A 25,275-nucleotide genomic window follows, 5' to 3' on the forward strand; every position below is an offset into this window, starting at 1 on the left:
CCCCAGGTGCTCTCAGGGGGCGGGCGGGAACAGCACCGGTATCGCGGAGACCAGGTGCGAGGCCCGGTCCAGGGCGCTCGCCAACAGGGCCAGATCGGTGGGGCCGTTGCCCAGCTCGCGGACCGGCCGACGGGCCGGCGGATCTCCCATCCGGTCCCACTCCACCGGCACCACGGTGGGCCGCTGGGTCGCCGTCCGCGGGATCCGGCCGGTCACCCGGCCGCCCTGGAACGGCAGGCTCCGGCCGTCCGCGAAGCGCAGCAGCCCCCGCCCCGGACCCGGCCGGTCGGGCGCGTCGAGCTCCACCCGCAGCCGGGCCAGCCGGGCCGGCTCCGTCCCGGCCGTGCGCTCGGGGCGCGAACTGGTCGCCACCAGGTGCACCCCCAGCCGTCCGCCGTCCCGTGCCACCGCCTCCAGCGCCCGGACCACCGAACCGGCCGCCGGACGGCCGGTGCTGCCCAGGGCGGGCGCGACCAGCGCGTCGAAATCGTCCACCAGGACCACCAGCCGGGGCAGCGGGCTCGGGCCTGCCGGCTGGTCGGTACGGGTACCCGAACGCAGCCGCAGGGTGCCGGTCCGCTGGGAGTCCAGGTCCCCGGCACCGCCCCCGGACCCGGCGCCCGTCCCGGCACCGGGACCGCCACCGGCCCCCGAACCGTGCCCCGTCCCGGCGCCCCGCTGTTCGGCGCCGCTCGGCCGGCGCGGGGACACCATCCGGTCGGACAGCTCGCGGTGGGCGTGCCACTCGCCGAACGGCACCCCGTCCAGCAGCTCCGACCGGCGCTTCAGCTCGGCGCCCAGGGCCTGCGCGAACTCCCGCATCCGCAGCGGATCGGAGGCCACCAAGTGCGCCGAGACGTGCGGCAGCTCCGTACAGGGCGCCAGCCCCTCGCCGCGCTCGCCGCCCGCCCCGTCCAGCAGCACCAGCCCCAGCCGGTCCGGCCGGGCGGCCGAGGACAGCGAGGCGGCCACCGAGCGGAGCAGCTCCGTGCGCCCGCTGCCGGGCGGCCCCTCGATCAGCAGGTGCGGCCCGTCCGCGACGAGTTCGGCCCCGACCGGGCCGCGCAGGCCGCTGCCGAGGATCAGTTCGGCCAGCCCGCCGACGCCCTGGCCCTGGTCGGTGGCGGCCGCCCAGCGGGCCATCAGCGATGCCGGGGTGGCACGGGCCAGCCCCAGCTCGTCGAGCAGCCGGGCGGTCTGCGGGAGCGCCGCGGCCGCCGCGGGCCGGGCCGGCCGGCCGGCCGCCCCCGGCTCCGGACGCAGCGGGGCCAGCGCACGGGCGAAACGCTCCGCCCAGGCGGCGGACACGCCGTCGGCGGTGGCGGACCGGCCGTGCCCGAGGAGCCGGCCGGCCCCGACCGGGAAGCTCCGTACGGCGGTGGCCACGTCCCCGCTGAGCAGGGCGACCGTCCCGCAGTCCCGGAAGGCCGGCACGGTCGCGCAGGCCGTGCCGAAGGATTCCTCCACCGGGGAGGCCGGCGAGGCGGCCGGGGCTTCGGCGAGGCAGAGCAGATGGATCCCGGCGGCCGGACCGTGAGAGGCCAGCCGGCCGGTCAGGTCCCGGAGCGCGCCCGGGCCCGGATCGCCGTCCAGGACGAGAAGGGTGTACGGGCCGTCGTAGGCGTCGGCGAGCCGGCGGACCTCCGAACGGTCGGCGGCCGCCCAGTTCGCCCCGAGCGGGCTGTCGTCCAGCCGCCGGGTCAGCTCGGCGGTGCGGGCCGCGGCCTGGTCGCGGTCGTACGCCAGCAGCAGACGGCAGTCCTGGCCGTGCGCCGGCCGGGTGTGCGGGAGCCAGCCCAGCCAGCCCCAGTCGCGGATCCGCTCCGGTACCGGCTGGGCCCGGTCGGTGGCCAGCAGCACGATCTCCAGCTCGCCCGGGGCGTGCCGGGCCGCCAGCTGGGCGACCACGGACCGGGCCAGGCCGGTCAGCCGGGCACGGGGGCCGGCCAGACCGAGCGAGCCGGCCTCCCGCAGCGATACCGGCGCCCCCGCGCCGAGCGCCACGGACAGCGGCTCCGCCGGGGCGCCGGGCCACAACTGCTCGGTGGGGCCGAGGGCGGCGATCAGCAGGGCGGCGGGGTTGTCCCCGGACGGGGTCGCCATGAGGTCGGCCGGGGCGGCGGCGGGCGCCGCCGTCTCGGCGGCCTCCTCACGGCCGACCAGCTTCCGGGCCCAGGCGCCGAGGCCCTTGCGGCGGCCGCGCCCGGCCTCCGGCCCTGCGGACCCTGCGGACTCGGTGGATCCGGTGGATCCGGTGGGGGCTGCGGGGCCTTCGTGGCCGCTGGGCTGGGTGGGGGCCGTGGTGGAGGCCGCGCCGGGGCCCGGGGTGGTGCCGGGGCGTCCGGGGCGGCCCGGGCCGGCGTCCTCGCCGGAGCGGCTGTGCTCGCGGGGCTCGTTGTGCCAGGGCCGGCCGGGCCGGGGGGAGGCGGCCGGGACGGCCGGTGCGGCCGGTGCGGCCGCGCCATGGGCGCCCGTGGCGCCGGGGGCGCCCGTCGTCGGGCCCCAGCCCGGGTGCCCGGCCGGGGCCGGCCATGCCTCCTGGCCGGCCGCCGCCGCGCCCATGGCGGGGGCCGCGTGTTCCGCCGCGCCGCGTCCCGCGCCGTACGTGCCGGACGTGCCGTACGTCCCCGGGCCCGTGGCCTGCGCCGGGAACGGCCGCCCGGCCGCCCCGGCGTCCGCGCCGTGCCCGCCGCCGGAGGTGCCGTGCCCGGCCGCGCCCGGGGCGCCGTGCTCGCCCGCCGGCGCGGGGATGCCGTACCCGGCTGCGGCGGGGCTCCCGTACTCGGCCGCGCCCGGGGTGCCGTTCCCGGCCGCGCCGGAACTGCCGTACCGGCCCGGGCCGGAGGCGCCGTAACCGGCCGACCCTGCGCTGCCGTGCCGGGCCGTGCCCGGGGTGCTGTTCCCGGCTGTGCCGGAGCTCCTGTAGTCGGTCGTGCCTGAGTTGCCGTACCCGGCCGCGCCGGAACTGCCGTACCGGCCCGGGCCGGAGGCGCCGTACTCGCCCGCCCCGGAGCTGTCGTGCCGGGTCGTGCCCGGGGCGGTGCCGCCGACTGTGCCGGAGCTCCCGTACCGGCCCGTGTCCGAGGTGCCGTACCCGGCCGTGCCGGAACTGCCTTGCCGGGCTGCGCCGGAGCCTCCGCTTCGGCCCGGGGTCTCGCTTCCGGCTGCGCCGAAGCTGCGGTACCCGGCCGTGCCCGAGGTATCGGACCCGGCTGTGCCTGCCGTCCGCTGGCCGGTCGTGCCTGCTGTTTCGTATCTGCCCGTGCCCGAGGGGCCGTTCGCGGCTGCGCCGGGACGGCCGTACTCGCCCGTGCCATGCCCGGCTGCGCCGGAGCCTCCGCTTCCGCCCGGGGTGTCGCTCCCGGCTGCGCCGGAGCTGCGGTACCCGGCGCTGCCCGAGGCACCGGACCCGGCTGTGCCTGCGGTTCCGTACCCGGCCGTGCCCGAGGTGCCCGGCCCGGTCGTGCCCGCGGTTCCGTATCCGCTGGTGCCCGAGGGGCCGTTCGAGGCTGCGCCGCCGGAGCGCCCGTACTCGCCTGTGCCGGACCTGCCGTGCCCGGCTGTGCCGGAGGTTCCGGATCCGGCCGGGTCGTCCGTGCCGTACCCGCCGGCGGCGGTGCGCCCGGCCGCTCCGGAGCTGCCGTGCCGGGTCGTGCCCGGGGTGCTGTTCCCGGCTGCGCCGGAACTCCCGTGCTCGGCCGTGGCCGAGGTGCCGGACCGGCTCGTGCCCGAAGTGCCGTGGCCGGACGCGCCGGAGCTGCCGCTCCCGCCCGTACCCGAGACTCCGGACCCGGCCGTGCCGGAACTGCCGTACCCGGAGCTGCCGTCCGCGCTCGTAGCGCCGTATCCGCCTGCGGCAGAGCCGCTGTACCCGGCCGCGCCGGAATTCCCGTACCCGGAGCCGCCGGAACTGCCGCTGCCGGTCGCGTCCGAACTGCCGTACGCGCTGACGCGGTTCGGCCCCTGTCCCGCCGGGCCCGAGCCTGCCTGCCCGCCCGCGCCGGAACTCCCGTACCCGTACCCGGCGCCGCCGGAGCCTTCCACCCCGCCCCGCGCGGTTGGTGGGAGGGAGAGGTGGCCCTCCGAGTCGGGGGTCAGGGGGAGGGGGGTGGGGCTGGTGGGGGTGAGGCGGAGGGTGGATTCGCCGATGCGGAGGAGCGCGCCGGGGGGGAGGAGGACCGGGGTGCGGCCGACGGTGCTGCCGTCGACGGTGGTGCCGTTGGTGGAGTCGAGGTCGGCGATGCCGACCCTGCCGTCCTCGCCGACGACCACCGCGCAGTGCAGCCGGGAGACGTCCGGGTCGTCGAGCGGGACGTCGGCCTCGCCGGAGCGGCCGATCCGCAGCCGGCCCGGGTGGAGGAGGTGGACCCCGCCCGCGTCCGGGCCGGCCACCACCTGGAGCTGTGCCGCGGCCCCCGGCAGGCTGATGCCCGCGGTGTCCGGGGCGGGAGTGTGCAGGGCCAGGACGGCGCCGTCGACCAGCGGCGGCTCGCCGAGGATCCGCCGCTGCGGGTCGAGCCGCTCGGCGCCGGCGTAGAGCACGACGGTGCCCCCGGTGTCCGGTCCGCCGACGGTCGCGGCGAGCCCGGAGGCCACCGCGGACAGCGGGGTGCCGACGGGTGCGGTGACGAGTACGTCACAGGTGGCGGGCGCGGGCTGGTGGCCGCTGCGCGGCCCGATGACGGTCAGCCGGATCTGCATCGCCGTCGCGGTCCCTTCTGCGCGGCGCGTCCGGCGCCGGGCGGGACCCGGACCTCGGGACATGGCTGCCCGGTCCGCCCCCGCCCGGCACGGACGCGTCCGTCCGGTCAGGTCTGCCGGAACCCCGGGCTCCCGTCCCGGCGGTTCCGTACTGGGTGCATCCTCGCACCTGTCACCGACAACACGCCCGACCCCCGCCAATAAATGATCTTGCTTGATCGTTCCTTCACGCAAATACGGACGTAAACCGCCCCCGGCATACCCCCTCAACCTCACCCTTCGCACGCATGTACGGCAACCAACCTCTCTCGCCCCGCGTCTACCCGGGGGACACCCCCTAAAGTGGGTCGACAGCAACAGCGACAGCAGGGGAGCGCGAGACGTGCGGCCAGTCGGCAGCAAATACCTGCTTGAGGAGCCGCTCGGACGCGGCGCCACGGGCACCGTCTGGCGTGCGCGCCAGCAGGACACCGCCGGGTCCGGTGAGCCGGTCGCCATCAAGGTACTCAAGGAAGAACTGGCCAACGACGCCGACATCGTCATGCGCTTCCTGCGGGAGCGCTCGGTCCTGCTCCGCCTGACCCACCCCAATATCGTCCGCACCCGCGACCTGGTGGTCGAGGGCGATCTGCTCGCCCTGGTCATGGACCTGGTAGAGGGCCCGGACCTGCACAGGTACATCCGGCAGAACGGCCCCTTCACCCCGGTCGCCGGCAGCCTGCTGACCGCCCAGATCGCGGACGCGCTCGCCGCCAGCCACGCCGACGGGGTGGTGCACCGCGACCTGAAGCCCGCCAACGTCCTGCTGGACGAGAGCGACGGGCAGATGCGCCCGATGCTCACCGACTTCGGCATCGCGCGGCTCGCCGACTCCCCGGGACTGACCCGCACCCACGAGTTCGTCGGCACCCCGGCCTATGTGGCGCCCGAGTCCGCCGAGGGCCGCCCGCAGACCTCCGCCGTGGACATCTACGGCGCCGGCATCCTGCTCTACGAGCTGGTGACCGGACGGCCGCCGTTCGCCGGCGGCACCGCGCTGGAGGTGCTGCACCGGCATCTGAGCGAGGAGCCGCAGCGCCCGGCCAACGTGCCCGAGCCGCTGTGGACGGTCATCGAGCGCTGCCTGCGCAAGGAGCCCGACGAGCGGCCCAGCGCCGAATCCCTGGCCCGTGCCCTGCGCGTGGTCGCGGCCGGCATCGGGGTGCACTCCTCGCCGGCCGACGTGGAGGCCGCCCTCGGGGTCGGCGGGCTGCTGGCCCCGGACCCCTCGCCGGCCCCGGTGCCCGAGACCCCGGGTGCCGCCGACCCGACCCAGGTGCTGGCCGCCGGGCTCCAGGCCGCGCCGATGGGTGCCTACGACCCCAACGGCGCGACCAGCGTGCTGCCCCCGGTCGGCGCGAACGACGCCACCTCGGTGCTGCCCAGCACCGGAGGCCCGGGCGGCGGTCCCGGTGCCCAGGGTGCCGATCCGACCTCCGTGATGCCCCCGGTGCAGCGGCCCGACTCGCCGCACCCGTGGCAGTCCCAGATGCAGGCCGCCCGGGACCGCAACGAGCAGACCCAGATCCAGTACCTGGACCCCGCCGAGGACCCGCTCCGCCGGCGCCCGCAGCGGCAGGCCCCGCCGCCCGCGCCGCCGTACCAGGAGCCCGGCCGCCGGCCCGCCCGGCAGCCGCAGCAGCCCCAGCAGCCGCAGCAGTACCGGCAGGGCCCGCCGCCCCCGCAGCAGTACCAGCAGCCGCAGCACCAGCCGTACCAGCAGCCTCAGCAGCAGTACGCGCCTCCGCCGCAGCAGTACCAGCCGCAGCCGCCGCCCCAGCAGTACCAGCAGCCGCAGCAGCAGCGCCCGCAGCCGCAGCCGCACCAGCCGCAGTACCAGCCCCCGCAGCAGCCGCCCCAGCAGCCCGCCCCCCGGGAGCCGCGCGCCCCGCGCGAACCCCGGCGCAGCGCCAACCCCATGCGGATCCCGGGTCTGGGCTGCCTCAAGGGCTGTCTGTTCTCGATCCTGCTGTTCATCGTGGCCGGCTGGCTGATCTGGGAGCTCACCCCGCTCCAGGACTGGATCGGGACCACCAAGGGCTTCTGGGACCAGCTCTGGGACTGGGGCGCCTCGGCCGTGAACACGGTCAAGGACCTCGGTGGCGGAGACGGCGGAGGCAGCGGTTCCGGCACTCCGTAACGCCGAGTCAGTGGATTTGTCGACTTCCGGGTCACGATTTCGCCCGCAGAAGTGAAGGTCGCCGCGAATCGGGGCCCCTGGTGGCCTCCAACCCTCATTCGGACGCGTAGCTTTGGGGCGTACGCCAGCCGCTGAGGGAGCAGTCGTGGCACGGAAGATCGGCAGCCGGTACACCGCCCACCAGATCCTGGGGCGCGGCAGTGCCGGCACGGTGTGGCTCGGTGAGGGCCCGGACGGGCCCGTCGCCGTCAAGCTCCTGCGCGAGGACCTCGCGTCCGACCAGGAGCTGGTCGGCCGGTTCGTCCAGGAGCGCAGCGCCCTGCTCGGCCTGGACCATCCGCACGTGGTCTCCGTCCGCGACCTCGTCGTCGACGGCAACGACCTGGCCCTGGTCATGGACCTGGTCCGGGGCACCGACCTGCGCACCAGACTCGACCGGGAACGCAGACTCGCCCCCGAGGCGGCCGTGGCGATCGTGGCCGACGTGGCCGACGCGCTGGCCGCCGCGCACGCCGCCGGAGTGGTCCACCGGGACGTCAAGCCGGAGAACGTGCTGCTGGACATGCAGGGCCCGCTCGGCCCGGGCGGCGCCCACCCGGCCCTGCTCACCGACTTCGGCGTCGCCAAACTGATCGACTCTCCGCGCCGGGCCGGCCCCCCGCCGGGCTCCCCGCGCTCCGCCCAGCCCACCCGGATCATCGGCACCCCGGACTACCTCGCCCCGGAGATCGTCGAAGGGCTGCCGCCGCGCGCGGCCGTGGACATATACGCCCTGGCGACGGTCCTCTACGAGCTGCTGGCCGGGTTCACCCCGTTCGGCGGCGGCCACCCCGGGGCCGTGCTGCGCCGGCACGTCACCGAGACCGTGGTGCCGCTGCCCGGCATCCCCGACGAGCTGTGGCAGCTGATCGTCCAGTGCCTGGCCAAGGGGCCGGCCTCCCGGCTGCGCGCCTCCGAGATGTCCGTCCGGCTCCGGGACATGCTCCCGACGCTGGCCGGAATGCCCCCACTGGACGTGGACGAGCCGGACGACCTGGAACCCGCCGAGGCCCCCGACCCCGCCGAGGAACCCGCCCCGGACCCGGCGGAGCGGCGCCGGGGCGTGGTCCCGCTGGTGCCCGGCACGGCCACCGACTCCAACCGGGACACCCACACCTCGATGCGGGTGCCCGGTCCGGAGGAGCTGGCCGGCGGCGCGCTCGGCACCGCCCGGGTCCCGCGCCCGGCCGGCGGCCACCGCCCCGGCTCGGCCCGCCACCGGGCCGACGCCGTCCGGCGGCGCCGGCTGATGCTGACCACGGCCGGGGTGGTGGTGGCCGCGGCCATCGGGGTGGGCGGCTGGCTCGCCTCGTCCTCCGACAGCCCGCCGCCCCGTGAGGACCAGCAGACCTCCACCCCGGCCGCTCCCTGACCGGTCGCACGGCGGGAGGTCGCACGGCTGGCCGCCGGGCGGTGGACCGCCGGGCGGCGTGCGGTCAGGCCGCGCCGAGCTCCGGGTGCCAGCGGCGGGCCACCGCCGGGTGGGCGCGGGCGAAGCCCTTCAGCTCGTTGCGCCCGTACTCCCGGTGGAGCGGGTTCGAGGCGTCGTGGGAGAGCCCGGGAGCCTGCTCCAGATAGGCGCCGGGGACGGTCTCCACCACGGTGTCCAGGCGCGGGTTGTAGAAGAACGGCACGGAGAAACGTTCCACCGCGCCGGGCGGGCTCACCACCCGGTGGTCCGTCGCCTTCAGATAGCCCTCCGTCGCGATCTCCAGCAGCTCGCCCAGGTTCACCACGAAGGCCCCGTCCAGCGGCGGCACGTCCAGATAGCCGCCGTCCTTCACCACCTGGAGCCCGCCCACCGTGTCCTGGAGCAGCAGGGTCAGGAACCCGTAGTCCTTGTGGGCGCCCACCCCCTGCCCGCCCCCGGTCGGATCGGCTCCCGGGTAGCGGATCAGCTTGGTGTGCAGGTGCGGACGGTCCGCGAAGGCGGCGTCGAAGAAGTCGGCGGGCGCCCCGATCGAGGCGAGCAGCTCCCGCAGCAGCCGGTGCGCCACGGCCGCCAGCCGCTGCTGCCATTCGAGGACCACGGTCCGCAGCTCCGGCAGGGCCGCCGGCCACTGGTTGGGGCCCTCCAGCCACAGATAGGCCGGGTCCGAGGGCGCCACCCGCGGCGCCGGCCGCTCGGCCCCCACGTCCAGCTGGTCCCGCCAGTCCGAGGAACCGCCGGTGACCTCGTGGCCGATCCGGGTGTAGCCCCGGAAGTGCGGGGAGTTCAGATTGCTCACGGCCAGCCGGTCGGCCTCCGGGAGCGCGAAGAAGGCCCGGGTCACCTCAAGGATGCGGGCGGTCTCCGCCGGGGTTATGCCGTGGCCGGTCAGATGCAGGAACCCGGTGTCCCGGGCGGCCACGTGCAGCTCCTCCCGGAAGGCGTCCCGGCGGGCGGGATCGTCGGCCAGCGAGAGGTCGAGCACGGGAAGTGCGGAGAGAGCGGAGAGAGAGGTCGTGTGCGCGGACGGCATGACGGCTCCGTTTCGGATGTCACGGGGTCCTGCTCCCGGTCGTGGTGGGAGGGCGGGTGGAGAGGGGACCGCCGGCAGGGGTGGCGCCGGGGCCGCACGGACCGCCGTACAGGACCGGGGGAATCAGTCGGTTCAGGAACTGGTTCGGTCCGGCGGCGGACAGCTCGTGGTCGTGACACGCATGAAGTCCACATGTCGACGTCGCACGAGAAGAAGAGGCATAGCCCGAGGGTACGCCGGTCGGCCCCGTGCGGGGACCGGCTACGCTGGACCCGTGGCAGTCGTCGACGTATCCGAAGAGCTGAAGTCCCTCTCCTCGACCATGGGGTCGATCGAGGCCGTCCTGGACCTCGACAAGCTGAGGGCAGACATCGCCGTGCTTGAGGAGCAGGCCGCCGCGCCGTCCCTGTGGGACGACCCGGAAGCCGCCCAGAAGATCACGAGCAAGCTTTCGCACCTCCAGGCAGAGGTCCGCAAGACCGAGACCCTGCGCGGGCGCATCGACGACCTGGAGGTGCTGTTCGACCTCGCCCAGGAGATGGACGACGCGGACACCCTCGCGGAGGCCGAGGCCGAGCTGGTCGCCGTCCGCAAGGCGCTGGCCGAGATGGAGGTCCGCACCCTGCTCTCCGGCGAGTACGCCGAGCGCGAGGCCCTGGTGAACATCCGCGCCGAGGCCGGCGGCGTCGACGCCTCCGACTTCGCCGAGCGCCTCCAGCGCATGTACCTGCGCTGGGCCGAGCGGCACGGCTACCCCACCGAGGTGTACGAGACCTCGTACGCGGAAGAGGCCGGCATCAAGTCGACCACCTTCGTGGTCAAGGCCCCCTACGCCTACGGCACCCTCTCCGTGGAGCAGGGCACCCACCGCCTGGTCCGCATCTCGCCCTTCGACAACCAGGGCCGCCGGCAGACCTCCTTCGCGGGCGTCGAGGTGCTCCCGGTCGTCGAGACCAGCGACCACGTCGAGATCGACGAGTCCGAGCTGCGGGTGGACGTCTACCGCGCCTCCGGCCCCGGCGGCCAGGGCGTCAACACCACCGACTCGGCGGTCCGCATCACCCACATCCCGACCGGGATCGTGGTCTCCTGCCAGAACGAGCGCTCGCAGATCCAGAACAAGGCCAGCGCCATGAACGTCCTCCAGGCCAAGCTGCTGGAGCGGCGCCGCCAGGAGGAGCAGGCCCGGATGGACGCCCTCAAGGACGGCGGCAGCTCCTGGGGCAACCAGATGCGCTCCTACGTCCTGCACCCCTACCAGATGGTCAAGGACCTCCGGACGGAGTTCGAGGTCGGCAACCCGCAGGCGGTGCTGGACGGCGAGATCGACGGCTTCCTGGAGGCCGGGATCCGCTGGCGCAAGCAGCAGGAGCAGGCCTCCTAGCGGCCGAGTGCCCCACGCGCGCACATGAGGAAGGCCCGGACCTCGGTCCGGGCCTTCCCGTGTTCTCCGTACGATCGGGACGCGGCGGCGGGCTACGCGCCCTGGTGCGCCAGCAGCGCCAGAGCTGCCACGAGGACCACCATCAGCGCGATCAGCGCCATGGGATTCAGGCCCGCGAAGGGACGCTCCTGCTGGAGGCGCTCCCGGTTGGCCCGGCACACCGGGCAGCGGCCCTGGCTGACGGGCGCGGCGCAGTTCGCGCACACGAGCCGGTCTATCGTCACGCGCTCTCCTCCTCTCGTCCCTCGGAACAACGCCGGTGGGAACCCATCCGTTCCCCCTACCACTGTGCCAGCTTCGAGGGCATTCGGCGCGGCCCGTCCGACAGCCCGCCCTCGGGACCGGCCGGAGCGCCCCCGAGCAACAGGGATATATAGGGGCAACCCAGGACGCCGGGTCCCGGGCCCGCGCCCGTTCGCGTATGGTCACGCTCACCTACTCCCGGCGACCGTGGTGCACCCGTGATCCGATTCGACAGCGTCTCCAAGTCCTATCCGAAGCAGAACCGCCCCGCACTCAGGGATGTCTCCCTGGAGATCGCGAAGGGCGAGTTCGTCTTCCTGGTCGGCTCCTCCGGCTCCGGAAAGTCCACCTTCCTCAGACTCATCCTCCGCGAGGAGCGGGCGAGCCACGGCCAGGTGCACGTCCTGGGCAAGGACCTCGCCAGGCTCTCCAACTGGAAGGTCCCGCAGATGCGGCGCCAGCTCGGCACCGTCTTCCAGGACTTCCGGCTGCTCCCCAACAAGACCGTCGCCGAGAACGTGGCCTTCGCCCAGGAGGTCATCGGCAAGCCGCGCGGCGAGATCCGCAAGGCCGTCCCCCAGGTGCTGGAGCTGGTCGGCCTCGGCGGCAAGGAGGAGCGGATGCCCGGCGAGCTCTCCGGCGGTGAGCAGCAGCGCGTCGCCATCGCGCGGGCCTTCGTCAACCGTCCCGCCCTGCTGATCGCGGACGAGCCCACCGGCAACCTCGACCCGCAGACCTCCGTGGGGATCATGAAGCTGCTGGACCGGATCAACCGCACCGGCACCACCGTGATCATGGCGACGCACGACCAGCAGATCGTCGACCAGATGCGCAAGCGCGTCATCGAACTCGAACAGGGCCGTCTCGTCCGCGACCAGTCGCGCGGCGTGTACGGCTACCAGCACTGAAAGGCCCGTGGAAACGCCATGCGCGCCCAGTTCGTCATGTCGGAGATCGGCGTCGGCCTCCGCCGCAACCTGACGATGACCTTCGCCGTCATCATTTCCGTCGCCCTCTCGCTGGCCCTGTTCGGCGGCTCCCTGCTGATGCGCGACCAGGTCAGCCAGATGAAGGGCTACTGGTACGACAAGGTCAACGTCACGATCTACCTCTGCAACAAGAACGACGCCGAGGACAGCGCCAAGGGCGCGCCCGGCGGCTCGGCCGGCTCGGGCGGCGGCGCGCTGTGCGGCAAGGGCGCGGTCACCGCGGAGCAGAAGCAGCAGATCGACGGGGAGCTGAAGAAGCTCGACATCGTCGAGTCGGTCCGGTACGAGTCGGCCGACGAGGCGTACAAGCACTACAAGGAGCAGTACGGGCACACCGCGCTGGCCTCCACCATCACCCCGGACCAGATGCAGGAGTCCTTCCGGGTCAAGCTCAAGGACCCGGAGAAGTACAAGGTCATCACCAGTGCCTTCGCGGGCCGTGACGGGGTCCACTCGGTGCAGGACCAGCGGTCCTACCTGGACAACCTGTTCCGGATGCTGAACTACCTGAACTACGCGGCCCTCGGCATCATGCTGATCATGCTGGTGGTGGCCCTGCTGCTGATCGTCAACACGGTGCGCGTCTCGGCGTTCAGCCGTCGGCGGGAGACCGGGATCATGCGGCTGGTCGGCGCGTCCAGCTTCTACATCCAGGTGCCGTTCATCATGGAGGCCGCGTTCGCCGGTCTGATCGGGGCCGGTCTGGCCTGCACCATGCTGGGCGCCGGTCAGTACTTCGTGATCGACCACGGGGCCGGGCTGCGCGACAAGATGGAGCTGATCAACTTCATCGGCTGGGACTCGGTGCTGACCAAGCTGCCGCTGGTGCTGGTCATCGGCGTGCTGATGCCCTCCCTCGCCGCGTTCATCGCGTTGCGCAAGTACCTGAAGGTGTGACAAGTGCCCCGTGGGCGGTACGGCGGACCAGCCGTCCGGCCGCGGTGCTTGTCCTAGACTCGGCGCCATGCCGGGCCTCCCCCCGTTCTGTATCCGGCCCCGTGACCTGCGTCGCGGGGCCGTTCTGACGTTGGTGCTGCTCGGCGGTCTGGGGACCGCCGCCAGCACCGGATGCTTCGACGGGCAGCGGGACCGCACGGTCCTGCTGCCGGTGGTGGCGCCCAGCGCGGCCGGTCCCGCGGCCCCGGCCCGGCCGGGGACCGCCGACCGGGAGGCGGTCCGCCGGGCCGCCGCCGAGGCGGTGGCCGAGGGGAAGTCGGGGAAGAAGGCCGCCCAGGACGTGGTCAGCCGCAGCGGGGACCGCTGGGGAGTGGTCTACGACCGGACCGAGTACGCCGGGTTCGCCGCGGACCTGGACGGCAGCTGGACCGGGGTCGGCCTGTGGGCCGGCGCGGTCCGGCCGGGGTCCGACGGGGTCGGGGTGGACCGGGTCCAGCCCGGCGGCCCGGCCGACCGGGCCGGGATCCGGGCCGGGGACCGGCTGCTGAGCGTGGACGGCAAGGCGGTCGCCGGGCTCCCCGCCGCCGCGGTGGTCACCCTGCTGCGCGGGAACGCGGGCAGCACCGTGGTGCTGGGGCTGAGCCGGTCCGGCCGGGAGCTGTCCCGGAGCCTGGTCCGGGAGCGGCTGCACACCGAGCCGGTGACCGTCCGGCGGCTGGCCGGCGGCACCACCGTGATCAAGGTGGCGGCCTTCAGCCGGGGCTCGGGGGACCGGGTCCGCGAGGCGGTGGCGGCCGCCCCGGCCGGTGCCGGGGTCCTCCTCGACCTGCGCGGCAATCCGGGCGGGCTGGTGTCCGAGGCCGTCCGCGCCGCCTCCGCCTTCCTCGACGGCGGGCTGGTCGCCACCTACGACGTACGGGGGGCGCAGCGCGCCCTGTACGCGGAGCCGGGCGGGGACACCGCGCGCCCGCTGGTCGCCCTGGTGGACGGCGGCACGATGAGCGCGGCCGAACTCCTCACCGGGGCGCTCCAGGACCGGGGCCGGGCCGTGACCGTGGGCAGCCGCACCTTCGGCAAGGGGGCCGTGCAGTTGCCCACCGAGCTGCCGGACGGCTCGGTTGCCGAGCTGACCGTGGGCACGTACCGCACTCCGGGCGGGCGCAGTCTGGACGGCCGGGGGATCACCCCGGACCTGACGGCGGGCGGGGAGCGGGCCGAGGAGCGGGCGGTCCGGGTATTGGGTGGCCTCGGGGTGGGTCCGTAGTGCGAAAATGACCGCACTATGGCTAAGGAAAAAGGGCGCAAGCTGATCGCCCAGAACAAGAAGGCACGGCACGACTACACGATCCTCGACACCTACGAGTGCGGGATCGTGCTCACGGGTACCGAGGTCAAGTCCCTGCGCCAGGGCCGGGCCTCCCTGGTGGACGGCTTCATCTCGGTGGAGGGCGGCGAGGCCTGGCTGTACAACGTGCACGTGCCCGAGTACAGCCAGGGCACCTGGACCAACCACAGCGCGCGGCGCAAGCGGAAGCTCCTGATGCACCGGGAGGAGATCGACAAGCTGGAGCGCAAGGCGGACGAGTCCGGACACACGGTGGTGCCGCTGTCCCTGTACTTCAAGGACGGCCGGGCCAAGGTGGAGATCGCGCTCGCCAAGGGCAAGAAGGAGTACGACAAGCGGCAGACCATGCGGGAGAAGCAGGACACCCGCGAGACGAACCGCACGATCTCGGCGATCCGCCGCCAGCAGCGCGGTACGGTCTAATCTCCTGGCACGCGGTGGTCCACGTCGCGTACCATGGCGTCAGCACCCGCCGCTCGCGGTGGGAGCAGCTTGTTAACAAAACATGGGGATGATCGGTTTCGACAGCGGATGTCGATGCAGGGGAAGCGAGCCGAGGAAGCGGCAATGATCTCGCTAACCATATGTCGCAAACAATAATCGCCAACTCCAAGAGCGATAACTCCCGCTTCACCCTCGCTGCCTAATAACAGTGAGCTGAAGCCTCTGTGAGGAGCGTCAGCCCGGAAGTGGTCCCGGTCCGGATCCTGGCGTCAACAAGGGATCTAAACCTCTAGCCCCGGTCACGGGGGTTGGAGGGAAATCAAACAGTGACTGAGCCCGTCGGAGACTTGTCCGTGTGATCTCCGGGGCTGAGAAAAGCGCAGCGGACTGCGCTCGGAGAAGCCCTGCTTCTGCACCGTTGGACGCGGGTTCGATTCCCGCCATCTCCACTCATCCCATGTGGGCGAAGGCCCCGCGACCGGTTTCCGGTCGCGGGGCCTTCGTCATGCGGTGACCCGGGTCAGAGGTCGAGCATGAGGCGGAGGTATCGGCGGACCTCGGCCTTCTCCTTGTCGGTGATCAGGCCGAGGGGGCGCCGGCCGACGAGGCGCTGTTCGCTGATGGACCGGATGTCCTCGGTGCGGGCCCAGCGACCGGTTTCCGGTCGCGGGGCCTTCGTCACGGGGTGGCCCGGGTCAGGAGCAATACGGGATCTTGTTGAGGTTCTCGGCGTAGCGGGCGGTGATCCAGCCGCGGCCGTCGGCCAGCTTGTACCAGAGGGCGTTGCCGTCGACCTTCTGGCCGTTGGCCTTGCACTGGACGGCGACGACCGTGCCGGGCTTGGCCTTGCCGGTCTGCTTGTAGGTGGTGGACGGGCCGGAGCGGATGCTCAGACCGTGCCCGCCGGCCAGGATCTTGGCCTTGCCCGCCTTGGGGTGCGGCTTGGGCTGGGGCTTGGGGTGCGGCTTCGGCTTCTCGTGGTGGCCGCCGCACTTCTTGCAGTGGCCGGGCTTGCCGGGCTTGCCGGTGTCGCCCTTCGGGCCCTTGGGTCCCTGCGGTCCGCGCGGACCCTGGTCGCCCTTGGGCCCCTTGTGGCCCTTGGGTCCCTGTGGGCCGCGGTCGCCCTTCTCGCCCTGGTGGCCCTGCGGGCCGGACGGGCCGCGCTGGCCCTGCGGACCGGCGGGGCCGCGGTCTCCCTTGTCGCCCTTGGGGCCCTGCGGGCCGCCGCTCGGGCCGGTGTCGCCCTTCGGGCCGGCCGGACCGCGGTCGCCCCGCGGACCCCGGTCCCCGCGGTCGCCCTTCTCACCGCGTTCGCCGCGTTCGCCGCGCTCGCCCTGGTCCCCCTTGTCCCCCTTGTCGCCCTGGTCGCCCTTCGGGCCCGGGCGCCCCGGCTTGCCGTGCTGGCCGGGCTTGCCGTCGTGGCCGTGACCGCCCGGCTCCCCCTTGTCGCCCTTCTCGCCCTTGGGCCCGGTCACCGGAGTCGCCACCGCGAACAGCGCGGAGCCCTCCGAACCGGACGCCCATTCGCCGCCGTCCAGGGTGGTGCCCTCCGGGGCGTCCGCGTCCACCCGCAGGGCCACGCCCAGCCGGGTCCGCTCGTTCGACGGGAAGGCGAAACCGGCCCGGGTGCCCGACTCACAGGTCAGCTGCCGGGCGTCCGAGGAGCGGGTGCACGGTGCCGCGGCCCGCTGCCCGTTCCAGTAGAACCGCGCCTCGGGGAAGGTGGTCCGCTCCGGAGCGATGATCCGGAAGCCGGAACTCGTCGCCTGATCGGCCCCGTTGGAGGCCACGATCACGATCCGGCCGGTGTTCCCGGGGGCGATGGACGGCACGTACGGCTGGGAGAACCTCAGGCTCGACGAGTCGGCGAACGCCGGCACCACCGGCACCAGACAGGTGGCGGTGACGGCGGCGACGACCAGGGCGGCGGGCAGGCTGCGGGAAGAAGGCAAGGGGGTTTCCTCCGCGAGGAAAGGGCGATGGATCCGGCGCTGGCCGCTGTGCGGCGGGCCGGTGGGCGAGAGGCCTCCACCAGTAAAAGCGGATGATGACACCGAGCCGGTGAGGACGCGACCCGGGTCACCCGGACGCCGGATGCCCGTTCCGCCGGGTGGCTGTCAGGGCCCCGGCGAGGGCCGTCAGCGCGGCCGCCGCCGGAAGGAGGTAGGCGGTGCCGGAACCGGCGTGCTCCACCAGGACGCCGGCCGCCGCCGAACCCGCCGCGATCCCCGCGAGGATCGCCGTCACCGCCAGCGTCAGACCCTCGTTCAGCCGGTCCGGCGGGGTCAGCCGGTGCACCCGGGACATCGCCGTGACCATCGTCGGCGCGGTGGCCGTCCCGGCCGCCAGCAGGGCCAGCGCCAGCAGCGGCAGCGCCCCGGTGGCCGCCGCGGCCGCCGGCAGGGTCATCGCCCCGGCCAGCACCGCCACGCAGACCCGCAGGGACACCGGCCGCCGGGTGCCGTAGACCAGCCCGGCCAGACAGGACCCGGCCGCCTGCAGGGCCAGCACCGGCCCGGCCGCCGCCCCCAGCCCCAGGGCGTCCAGCCGGCCGATCGAGGCGATCTCCATCGACCCGAACACCACGCCCAGGACCACGAACAGCAGCAGCAGCGGCCGGATCCCGGGGGCGCGCAGCGGGGAGCCGCGCCGGGTGGCGGCGGCCACCGGCGGCTCGGTGCCCCGCTGCGCGGTGAACACCAGCATCCCGGTGAGCAGCAGGCCGGCCGCGGCCAGGGTGCCGGCCTCCGGGAACACGGCGGAGCACAGGAAGGCGGCGAGGACCGGCCCCAGCATGTAGCAGGCCTCGTCGGCGGCCTGTTCGAAGGACATGGCGGTGTGCAGGGCGGCCCGGTCCCCGCGCAGCAGATGGGTCCAGCGGGCCCGGGACAGCCCGCCGATGTTGGGGGTGGCGGAGGTGGCCGCGTAGCAGGCGAACAGGGTCCAGTCCGGGGCCTGCCGGCGGACGCAGAGGACCAGGGCGAGCGCGCCCAGCACCGACAGCAGGGTGGCGGGGAGGGCGATCCGGGCCTGCCCGTGCCGGTCCGTCAGCCGGGCGGTCCAGGGGGCGACCACCGCGGTGGCGGCCATCCCGGTGGCGGCCACCGCCCCCGCCAGGGCGTACGAGCCGCGCTGGCCCGCGATCATCATCACCGCGCTCACCCCGAACATCCCGATCGGCAGCCGGGCGATCAGGTTGCCGGTGGTGAACCCGCGGGCGCCGGGGGTGGCCAGCAGCCGCCGGTAGGGCCCGGCTCCCCGCGAGCGGGGTCCGCGCCCGGCGGCGGTCCGGCCGTCCGGCGGGGCGGTGGCCGCCAGCACCAGGGTCTGCCCGGTGGTCCCCAGCAGCGGGCCGCCACCGGCCGCCGGACGCGGACGGTACGCGACGGGGGCGGGCCGGGCCGCGGGGGAGCGGCGGGACGGGCGGGCGGGGGCGGAGGCGGCGGTCGGGGCAGCGGCGGCGGTCGGGGCGGGGGCGGTGGTGGTCGCGGGCATGGGTCCAGCGTCGGCCCGGTCCGGCCGCCCGGTCCAACACCTGTCCGGCCGCCATTCACCCGGCCCGGTTGTTAATCTCCTGCGGTGACCGACCGCGACCTCGAACCACGGCTGCTCCGCGGCTTCCTCGCGGTGGCCGAGGAACTCCACTTCACCCGGGCCGCCGCCCGGCTCTACCTGGCCCAGCAGGCCCTCAGCCGGGACGTCCGCCGGCTGGAACGGGAGCTGGGCACCGAGCTGTTCGTCCGGACCACCCGGCAGGTGGAACTGACCGCCGACGGGCAGCGGCTGCTGCCGTACGCCCGCCGGGTGCTCGCCGCGCACCGCGAGCTCGCCGCCGCCTTCGCCCCCGACCCCGCCCGGGCCCTGCTCGTCGACCTCAACACCGACGGCCCCGGCACCGCCCGCACGGTGCTGGACCGGGCCCGGGAACTCGCCCCCGGCAGCGAGCTGATGGCCCGGTTCGAGAGCGGGCTCACCCACGCCGCCGCCGAGATCCTGGCCGGCCGGCTGGACGCCTCCTTCGGCCGGGTCGGCGGACTCCCGCCCGCCGTCCGGGCCCGGCTCGCCTGGCAGCCCGTACGGTACGAACCCCTCGCGGTGCTGCTGCCCGAGGACCATCCGCTGGCCGCCCGGACCGCCGTACCGGTGGCCGCGCTCACCGGCCACACCGTCTACGCCGGCGACGGGAACCCGCGGACCGCCGAATGGACCGACCTCGCCCGGCGGCTGTTCGCCGGCCGGGACATCGCCCTCGCCCCGCCCGCACCCGTGGCCATGGGCAAGGAGGAGTTCCGCCGGGTGATGGCCAAGACCGGCAACCCGGTGCTGGCCACCGTGGACTTCGCGGACCTGCCCGGCAGTGTGAAGCGGCCGCTGGTGGACCCCGTGCCGCTGTCCCCCCTCTCCCTGGTCTGGCGCCGCGGATCCGGCCACCCGGGGACCGACGCGCTGCGCACCGCCGCCGCCGAACTGGCCGCCGCCCGCGGCTGGCTCGCCGTACCGGCCGGCAGCTGGCGGCCGGAACCGCTCACATCCAGCCCGGGCGGCGGGTGAGAGCAAGGTTTCCCGGCGGTCACCCGCCGGGGACCGGCGGCGAAACGCGCCCTCCCTACGGTCGCACCGACAGACGGACGGACGCGATGGCCGTGGAGGCGTGCATGACCGGAACCGCACCCCGCAGCGGGGGCCGCTGGATCGAGCGCTGGGACCCCGAGGACGAGACGTTCTGGAAGGAGACCGGGGAACGCACCGCACGGCGCAACCTCCTCTACTCGGTGCTGTCCGAGCACATCGGGTTCTCCATCTGGTCCCTGTGGTCGGTCCTGGTCCTCTTCATGGGCCCGGAGTACGGCGTCGACCCGGCCGGGAAGTTCTTCCTGATCGCCACCGCCACCTTCGTCGGCGCCCTCGTCCGGATCCCCTACACCTTCGCCGTGGCCCGCTTCGGCGGCCGCAACTGGACCGTGGTCAGCGCCGCCCTGCTGCTCGCCCCCACCCTCGCCGCCCTGCTGGTCACCGAACCCGGCACCGCCTACTCCACCTTCCTGCTGGTCGCCGTCCTCACCGGGGTCGGCGGCGGCAACTTCGCCTCCTCCATGACCAACATCAACGCCTTCTTCCCGCTCCGGAAGAAGGGCTGGGCGCTCGGCCTCAACGCCGGCGGCGGCAACATCGGCGTCCCCGTGGTCCAGCTCGCCGGACTGCTGGTCATCGGCACCGCCGGCGCCGGACACCCCCGGCTGCTGCTCGCCGCCTACCTGCCGCTGATCGTGCTCGCCGCCACCCTGGCCTGGCTGCGGATGGACAACCTGGCCCCGGTCGCCAACGACACCGGGGCCGTCCTGGAATCCCTCCGCGACCGGCACACCTGGATCATGGCCCTGCTGTACGTCGGCACCTTCGGCTCCTTCATCGGCTACGGCTTCGCCTTCGGCCTGGTCCTCCAGACCCAGTTCGGCCGGACCCCGCTGGAGGCGGCCTCGCTCACCTTCGTCGGACCGCTGCTCGGCTCGCTGATCCGGCCCGTCGGCGGGGCCCTCGCCGACCGGTGGGGCGGCGCCCGGATCACCCTGGGGGCCTTCCTCGCGATGGCGGCCGCCACCGGGATCGTGATCCACGCCTCCGTCCGGGAGTCCCTGCCCGAGTTCCTCACCGGCTTCGTCGCCCTCTTCGTCCTCAGCGGACTCGGCAACGGCTCCACCTACAAGATGATCCCGGGCATCTTCCACGCCCGGGCGCTCGCCCGAGGCCTGACCGGCGAGGCCGCCGCGGCCTACGGGCGGCGGCTCTCCGGGGCCGCCATGGGGCTCATCGGAGCCGTCGGGGCCCTCGGCGGGCTCGGCATCAACCTGGTCTTCCGGGAGGCCTTCCGCAGCTCCGGCTCCGGCACCGCCGCCTTCGTCACCTTCCTCGCCTTCTACGCGCTGTGCTGCACCGTCACCTGGGCGGTATACCTTCGCCGGCCCGCCCGGGACACCCTCCCCGGCCCGGCCGCCGCCCCGCCCGGCGCCGCACCCGAGACCCGGCTCAGCACCGTGTAACCGCCGCGAAATCCGCGCGAACCGAGCCTGACACGCCGCGTTGGCAGGCTCGGGCCGCGCCGAACCGCACCCCCTTTGCACCACGAGGCAGGTCACGATGGGCACCAGCACAGCCACCGACGACAGCACCCCCGCCGCGGCCGCCCCCGGGCCGCTGGCCGGGTTCACCGTCGGGGTCACCGCCGCCCGGCGGGCCGACGAGCTCATCGCCCTGCTCCGGCGGCGCGGGGCCGCCGTCGTGCACGCCCCCGCCCTGCGGATCGTGCCGCTCGCCGACGACGGCGAACTCCTGGCCGCCACCCGGGAACTCATCGACCGCACCCCCGACACCGTCGTCGCCACCACCGCCATCGGATTCCGCGGCTGGATCGAGGCGGCCGACGGATGGGGGATCGGCGAGGAGCTCCTGGACCGGCTGCGGCACACCGAACTCCTCGCCCGCGGACCCAAGGTGAAGGGGGCCGTCCGGGCCGCCGGACTGGTCGAGGCCTGGTCCCCCGAATCGGAGTCCCTCGCCGAGGTCCTGGACCGGATGCTGGCCGCCGGGGTGGCCGGGCGGCGGATCGCCCTGCAACTCCACGGCGAACCCCTCCCGGGCTTCGTCGAGGCCCTGCGGGCCGGCGGCGCCGAGGTCGTCGTCGTACCCGTCTACCGGTGGATGCCGCCCGCCGACCAGGCACCCCTGGACAGACTGCTGGACACGGTCGCCGCCGGCGGCCTCGACGCGGTCGCCTTCACCTCCGCCCCCGCCGCCGCCTCCCTGCTCTCCCGCGCCGAACAGCGCGGCATCCTGCCCGAGGTCCTGGCCGCCCTGCGCGGCGGGGTGCTCGCGGCCTGCGTCGGCCCGGTCACCGCCCTGCCGCTCCAGGCGCGCGGGGTGGACACGGTGGCCCCCGACCGGTTCCGGCTCGGACCGCTGGTCCAGTCGCTCTGCCAGGAACTCCCCGCCCGGGCGCGGACCCTGCCGGTGGCCGGCCGCCGGCTGGAGATCCGCGGCCACGCCGTCCTGCTCGACGGGACGCTGCACCCCGTCCCGCCCGCCGGGATGGCCCTGCTGCGGGCCCTGGCCCGGCGGCCCGGCTGGGTGGTCTCCCGGGCCGACCTGCTGCGCGCCCTGCCCGGGGCGGGCCGCGACGAACACGCCGTGGAGACCGCGATGGCCCGGCTGCGGACCGCCCTGGGGGCGCCGAAACTGATCCAGACCGTGGTCAAACGCGGCTACCGGCTCTCCCTCGACACCCCCGCCGACACCAAGTACGGCACCCCCTGAGCACCCGCCCACCGCAGGAGGGGTTCCGTCCGGAACCGGACGGGGGCACTCTGGTGGCATCCCCGGCGGAGTGGCGAACCGAGGCGGTGACCGGTGAGCGGCATGTGGTTCGATTCCGGGCGGGTCTGTCTGGATCTGGTGGCCACCCAGGGGCCGCCCGAACGCATCCGGGACGGACGCGACCTGAGGCTGTGGCTGACCGGCGCCGGGCTGGTGCCCGACGGCACCCCGGCCGGCCGGGTGGACGCGGACGGCGGCTGGCTCGCCGCGTTCCGGGAACTGCGCGCGGACCTCGGAGCCCTCGTGCGGGCCGAACTCGACGGCGGCCCGCCCCCCGGCGCCGCCCTCGGACGCGTCAACACGCTGGCCGCCGGTCCCCCTCCCGGACTCTGCGCGGTATCGGACGGGGAAGGCCACCTGGTACGGGAGTTGTGCGGCCGGGTCGAATGCGCGGCGCTGCTCGCCGCGGTGGCCCGGGACGCCGTGGAGCTCCTCACCGACCCCGGCGACCGCGCCCTGCTGCGCGCCTGCGAGGGGGACGGCTGCGCCCGGGTCTACCTGGACACCTCCCGCGGACACCGCCGCCGCTGGTGCTCCAGCGAGCAGTGCGGCAACCGCGAGCGGGTCGCCCGGCACCGGCGGCGCGCCCTGGCGGCCCGCCCCGGCTGACCGGCCCCGGCTTCCGGCCGGACCGGCGTGCGGGAACCCGCTCCGTTCGCGTACGGTTGACGGTCGCCCATGCACGTCAGAAGGGGGCCTTGGTGGCCGCGCAGAATGCCGCTGTCGACAGCACGGCGGATTCCGTCCGCGATCGGGAGATCGCGGTCGAGCAGACTCATCTGGACCAGGTGTACCGCCGGCTCGAAGAGAAGATCGACGAGGCCGAGTTCCTGATGAACGACGCGGCCCAGCGTGGCCAGGTCGGCACGCCCGGCGCGCTCGCCGAGCGCGACGCGCAGGTCTTCCGGGCCGGGATCCATCTGAACCGGTTGAACAACGAGTTCGAGGACTTCCTCTTCGGACGCATCGACCTGGTCCTCGGAAAGGACGGGGAACGCGGACCCGACGGGGCCTACACCTCCATCGAGCCCGCGGAGGAGGCGATCCGGCCCGACCTGACGGCCGACATCGCGGAGACCCTGCACATCGGGCGGATCGGGGTCCTCGACTCCGACTACTCCCCGCTGGTCATCGACTGGCGGGCGCCGGCCGCGGCACCGTTCTACCGCTCCACCCCCAAGGAGCCGGGCCGGGTGGTGCGCCGCCGGGTGATCCGCTCCAAGGGCCGCAAGGTGCTCGGGGTGGAGGACGACCTGATGCGCCCGGAGGTGACCGCCTTCCTGGACGGCGCGGAACTGCCCGCCATCGGCGACGGCGCCCTGATGGCCGCCCTGGGCCGGGCCCGCACCCACTCCATGCGGGACATCGTCTCCTCCATCCAGGCCGAGCAGGACCTGGTGATCCGGGCCCCCGCCGCCTCGGTGGCGGAGGTGGCCGGCGGTCCCGGCACCGGGAAGACGGCCGTCGCCCTGCACCGGGCCGCCTATCTGCTCTACCAGGACCGGCGCCGGTACTCCGGGGGCATCCTGATCGTCTCGCCCACCCCGCTGCTGGTCGCCTACACCGAGGGGGTGCTGCCCTCCCTCGGCGAGGAGGGGCAGGTCGCCATCCGGGCGCTGGGCTCCCTGGTCGACGGGGCGGAGGCCACCGCCTACGACGAACCGGCCGTGTCCCGGGTCAAGGGCTCGGCGCGGATGCTGAAGGTGCTGCGCAGCGCCGTCCGCGGCGCCCTGGAACTCGGCGGACCCGCCGGCACCGCCCCGGACCGGCTGCGGGTGGTCGCCTTCGGGCGCCGCCAGGAGCTGGAGGCGCCCGAGCTGGAGCGGATCCGGCAGACCGTGCTCAGCGGCACCGCCCCGGTGAACCTGCTGCGCCCGCGGGCCCGCCGGCTGCTGCTGGACGCCCTCTGGTCGAAGGCCGGCGGGGCGAGTCGGCACACCGACCCGGAACTGGCCGCCGAGCTGCGGTCCGCCTTCGACGAGGACATCTCCACCGAGGACGTGTTCCTGGACTTCCTGAACGCCTGGTGGCCGGAGCTCACCCCGCGCGGGGTGCTGGCCGCGATGGCCGACGAGCGCCGGCTGGGCCGCTGGTCCCGCCGGGTGCTCAACCAGCGCGAGATCCGCCAGCTGGCCCGCTCGCTGCGCCGCAAGGAGCTGTCGGTGCACGACGTGGCGCTGCTGGACGAGCTCCAGCTGCTGCTGGGCGCCCCGGCCCGGCCCAAGCGGAAGCGGGAGTACGACCCGCTGGACGCGCTGACCGGGCTGGAGGAGCTGATGCCGCAGCGCGAGGAGACCCAGCGGGAGCGGGCCGAACGGCTGGCCGCCGAGCGGGTGGACTACGCGCACGTGATCGTGGACGAGGCCCAGGACCTGACCCCGATGCAGTGGCGGATGGTGGGCCGGCGCGGCCGGCACGGCACCTGGACGGTGGTCGGCGATCCGGCGCAGTCCTCCTGGTCGGATCCGGAGGAGGCGGCCGCGGCCCGGGACGAGGCCCTGGGCAGCCGGCCGCGCCGCCGGTTCACGCTGACCGTGAACTACCGCAACCCGGCGGAGATCGCCGAGCTGGCGGCGACCGTGCTGAAGCGGGCCATGCCCGGCATGGAGCCCCCGTCGGCGGTCCGCTCCACCGGTCTGGAGCCCCGGTTCACCGCGGCCGGCGAGGGCCCCGCCGGGCTGCGGGAGGCCGTACGGGAGGAGACCCGGCGGCTGCTGTCCCAGGTGGACGGCACGGTCGGGGTGGTGGTGGCCATGGACCGCCGCGCGGAGGCCGCCGAGTGGCTGGCCGACCTGGGCGGCCGGGCGGTGGCGCTGGGCAGTCTGGAGGCCAAGGGCCTGGAGTACGACGCCACCGTGGTGGTCGGCCCGGCGGAGATCGCCGGGGAGTCCCCGGCCGGTCTGCGGGTGCTGTACGTGGCGCTGACCCGGGCCACCCAGCAGCTGACGGTGGTCTCCGGCCGGGGCGACGCCCCGGACGCGGCCGGGGTGCCGGAGCTGCTGCGCGACGAGGAGCGGTAAGGCGGCGGCGGGGGGCTCGTTTTCGGCGATCCTTTGTTAGCCTGGGAGACGACACCGGCTCGATCCAAGCCCCCGGGCCCAACCTTAGTCGCCTAGAGCGACCACTTGCCGCGAGGCGAGCATGGCGGGTCGGTGTCTCAGTCT

Annotated in this window: 18 protein-coding genes and 1 other RNA gene; 13 read left to right on the forward strand and 6 right to left on the reverse strand. The window is 74.6% G+C overall.

Annotation, left to right across the window (positions count from 1 at the left end; translation table 11 throughout):
* Positions 1–12: 12 nt before the first annotated feature.
* Entirely contained in the window at positions 13–4,701 is a 4,689-nt protein-coding gene (locus ACZ50K_RS26860) for an FHA domain-containing protein (RefSeq protein WP_468907624.1), read from the reverse strand.
* Between the two features lie 382 nt (positions 4,702–5,083).
* Between ACZ50K_RS26860 and ACZ50K_RS26865 the strand changes: the two genes are divergently transcribed.
* Together ACZ50K_RS26865 and ACZ50K_RS26870 are read left to right on the forward strand one after the other, a co-directional pair.
* Complete coding sequence (locus tag ACZ50K_RS26865) at positions 5,084–6,880, forward strand: serine/threonine-protein kinase (protein WP_468907626.1); 1,797 nt, start codon at positions 5,084–5,086, stop codon at positions 6,878–6,880.
* A gap of 145 nt (positions 6,881–7,025) precedes the next feature.
* Positions 7,026–8,291, forward strand: a complete 1,266-nt coding sequence (locus ACZ50K_RS26870) for a serine/threonine-protein kinase (protein ID WP_468907628.1) — start codon at positions 7,026–7,028, stop codon at positions 8,289–8,291.
* Positions 8,292–8,355: 64 nt separating this feature from the next.
* On the opposite strand, the gene ACZ50K_RS26875 is transcribed toward ACZ50K_RS26870, so the two are convergent.
* Entirely contained in the window at positions 8,356–9,381 is a 1,026-nt protein-coding gene (locus tag ACZ50K_RS26875; protein ID WP_468907630.1) for an isopenicillin N synthase family dioxygenase, read from the reverse strand.
* A gap of 274 nt (positions 9,382–9,655) precedes the next feature.
* Here ACZ50K_RS26875 and prfB point away from each other — a divergent pair, with 274 nt between their 5' ends.
* Entirely contained in the window at positions 9,656–10,765 is a 1,110-nt protein-coding gene (prfB, locus tag ACZ50K_RS26880) for a peptide chain release factor 2 (RefSeq protein ID WP_468907632.1), read from the forward strand.
* Positions 10,766–10,857: 92 nt separating this feature from the next.
* Here prfB and ACZ50K_RS26885 read toward each other — a convergent pair whose 3' ends face one another.
* Positions 10,858–11,049, reverse strand: coding sequence for a hypothetical protein (locus tag ACZ50K_RS26885; RefSeq protein ID WP_468907634.1), 192 nt, complete (start codon positions 11,047–11,049; stop codon positions 10,858–10,860).
* 237 nt (positions 11,050–11,286) lie between these two features.
* Here ACZ50K_RS26885 and ftsE point away from each other — a divergent pair, with 237 nt between their 5' ends.
* The 5 genes from ftsE to ssrA all read left to right on the forward strand — a co-directional run bounded on the left by ftsE (position 11,287) and on the right by ssrA (position 15,195).
* Positions 11,287–11,976 (forward strand): cell division ATP-binding protein FtsE, encoded by a 690-nt coding sequence (gene ftsE / locus ACZ50K_RS26890; RefSeq protein ID WP_468907636.1) that lies wholly within the window; start codon positions 11,287–11,289, stop codon positions 11,974–11,976.
* A gap of 18 nt (positions 11,977–11,994) precedes the next feature.
* Positions 11,995–12,954 carry a permease-like cell division protein FtsX gene (gene ftsX / locus ACZ50K_RS26895; RefSeq protein WP_468907638.1) on the forward strand — a complete coding sequence of 320 codons (960 nt, stop codon included), beginning with the start codon at positions 11,995–11,997 and terminating at the stop codon, positions 12,952–12,954.
* 67 nt (positions 12,955–13,021) lie between these two features.
* Entirely contained in the window at positions 13,022–14,218 is a 1,197-nt protein-coding gene (locus tag ACZ50K_RS26900; RefSeq protein ID WP_468907639.1) for a S41 family peptidase, read from the forward strand.
* An 18-nt stretch (positions 14,219–14,236) separates the two neighbouring features.
* Positions 14,237–14,722, forward strand: a complete 486-nt coding sequence (gene smpB / locus ACZ50K_RS26905; RefSeq protein WP_468907641.1) for an SsrA-binding protein SmpB — start codon at positions 14,237–14,239, stop codon at positions 14,720–14,722.
* 84 nt (positions 14,723–14,806) lie between these two features.
* Positions 14,807–15,195: a transfer-messenger RNA gene (gene ssrA, locus ACZ50K_RS26910) on the forward strand.
* Positions 15,196–15,263: 68 nt separating this feature from the next.
* Here ssrA and ACZ50K_RS26915 read toward each other — a convergent pair.
* The 3 genes from ACZ50K_RS26915 to ACZ50K_RS26925 all read right to left on the reverse strand — a co-directional run bounded on the left by ACZ50K_RS26915 (position 15,264) and on the right by ACZ50K_RS26925 (position 18,238).
* Entirely contained in the window at positions 15,264–15,425 is a 162-nt protein-coding gene (locus ACZ50K_RS26915; protein ID WP_468907643.1) for a hypothetical protein, read from the reverse strand.
* 13 nt (positions 15,426–15,438) lie between these two features.
* Positions 15,439–16,695: an SH3 domain-containing protein gene (locus tag ACZ50K_RS26920; protein WP_468907645.1), complete on the reverse strand. Its 1,257-nt coding sequence runs from the start codon at positions 16,693–16,695 to the stop codon at positions 15,439–15,441.
* Between the two features lie 127 nt (positions 16,696–16,822).
* Entirely contained in the window at positions 16,823–18,238 is a 1,416-nt protein-coding gene (locus tag ACZ50K_RS26925) for an MFS transporter (RefSeq protein ID WP_468907646.1), read from the reverse strand.
* Between the two features lie 84 nt (positions 18,239–18,322).
* Here ACZ50K_RS26925 and ACZ50K_RS26930 point away from each other — a divergent pair, with 84 nt between their 5' ends.
* The 5 genes from ACZ50K_RS26930 to ACZ50K_RS26950 all read left to right on the forward strand — a co-directional run bounded on the left by ACZ50K_RS26930 (position 18,323) and on the right by ACZ50K_RS26950 (position 25,131).
* The gene (locus ACZ50K_RS26930; RefSeq protein WP_468907648.1) at positions 18,323–19,294 is read left to right on the forward strand and encodes a LysR family transcriptional regulator; all 972 of its coding nucleotides are present in this window, start codon (positions 18,323–18,325) and stop codon (positions 19,292–19,294) included.
* A 104-nt stretch (positions 19,295–19,398) separates the two neighbouring features.
* Entirely contained in the window at positions 19,399–20,781 is a 1,383-nt protein-coding gene (locus ACZ50K_RS26935; RefSeq protein WP_468907649.1) for a nitrate/nitrite transporter, read from the forward strand.
* A gap of 97 nt (positions 20,782–20,878) precedes the next feature.
* Positions 20,879–22,051 (forward strand): uroporphyrinogen-III synthase, encoded by a 1,173-nt coding sequence (locus tag ACZ50K_RS26940; RefSeq protein ID WP_468907651.1) that lies wholly within the window; start codon positions 20,879–20,881, stop codon positions 22,049–22,051.
* A gap of 102 nt (positions 22,052–22,153) precedes the next feature.
* Positions 22,154–22,720 carry a CGNR zinc finger domain-containing protein gene (locus ACZ50K_RS26945; RefSeq protein WP_468907845.1) on the forward strand — a complete coding sequence of 189 codons (567 nt, stop codon included), beginning with the start codon at positions 22,154–22,156 and terminating at the stop codon, positions 22,718–22,720.
* Positions 22,721–22,812: 92 nt separating this feature from the next.
* On the forward strand, positions 22,813–25,131 hold the full coding sequence (locus tag ACZ50K_RS26950; RefSeq protein ID WP_468907653.1) for a HelD family protein: 2,319 nt from the start codon (positions 22,813–22,815) through the stop codon (positions 25,129–25,131).
* The last annotated feature ends 144 nt before the right edge of the window (positions 25,132–25,275 follow it).

Source organism: Streptomyces sp. NPDC033845 (assembly GCF_055576225.1).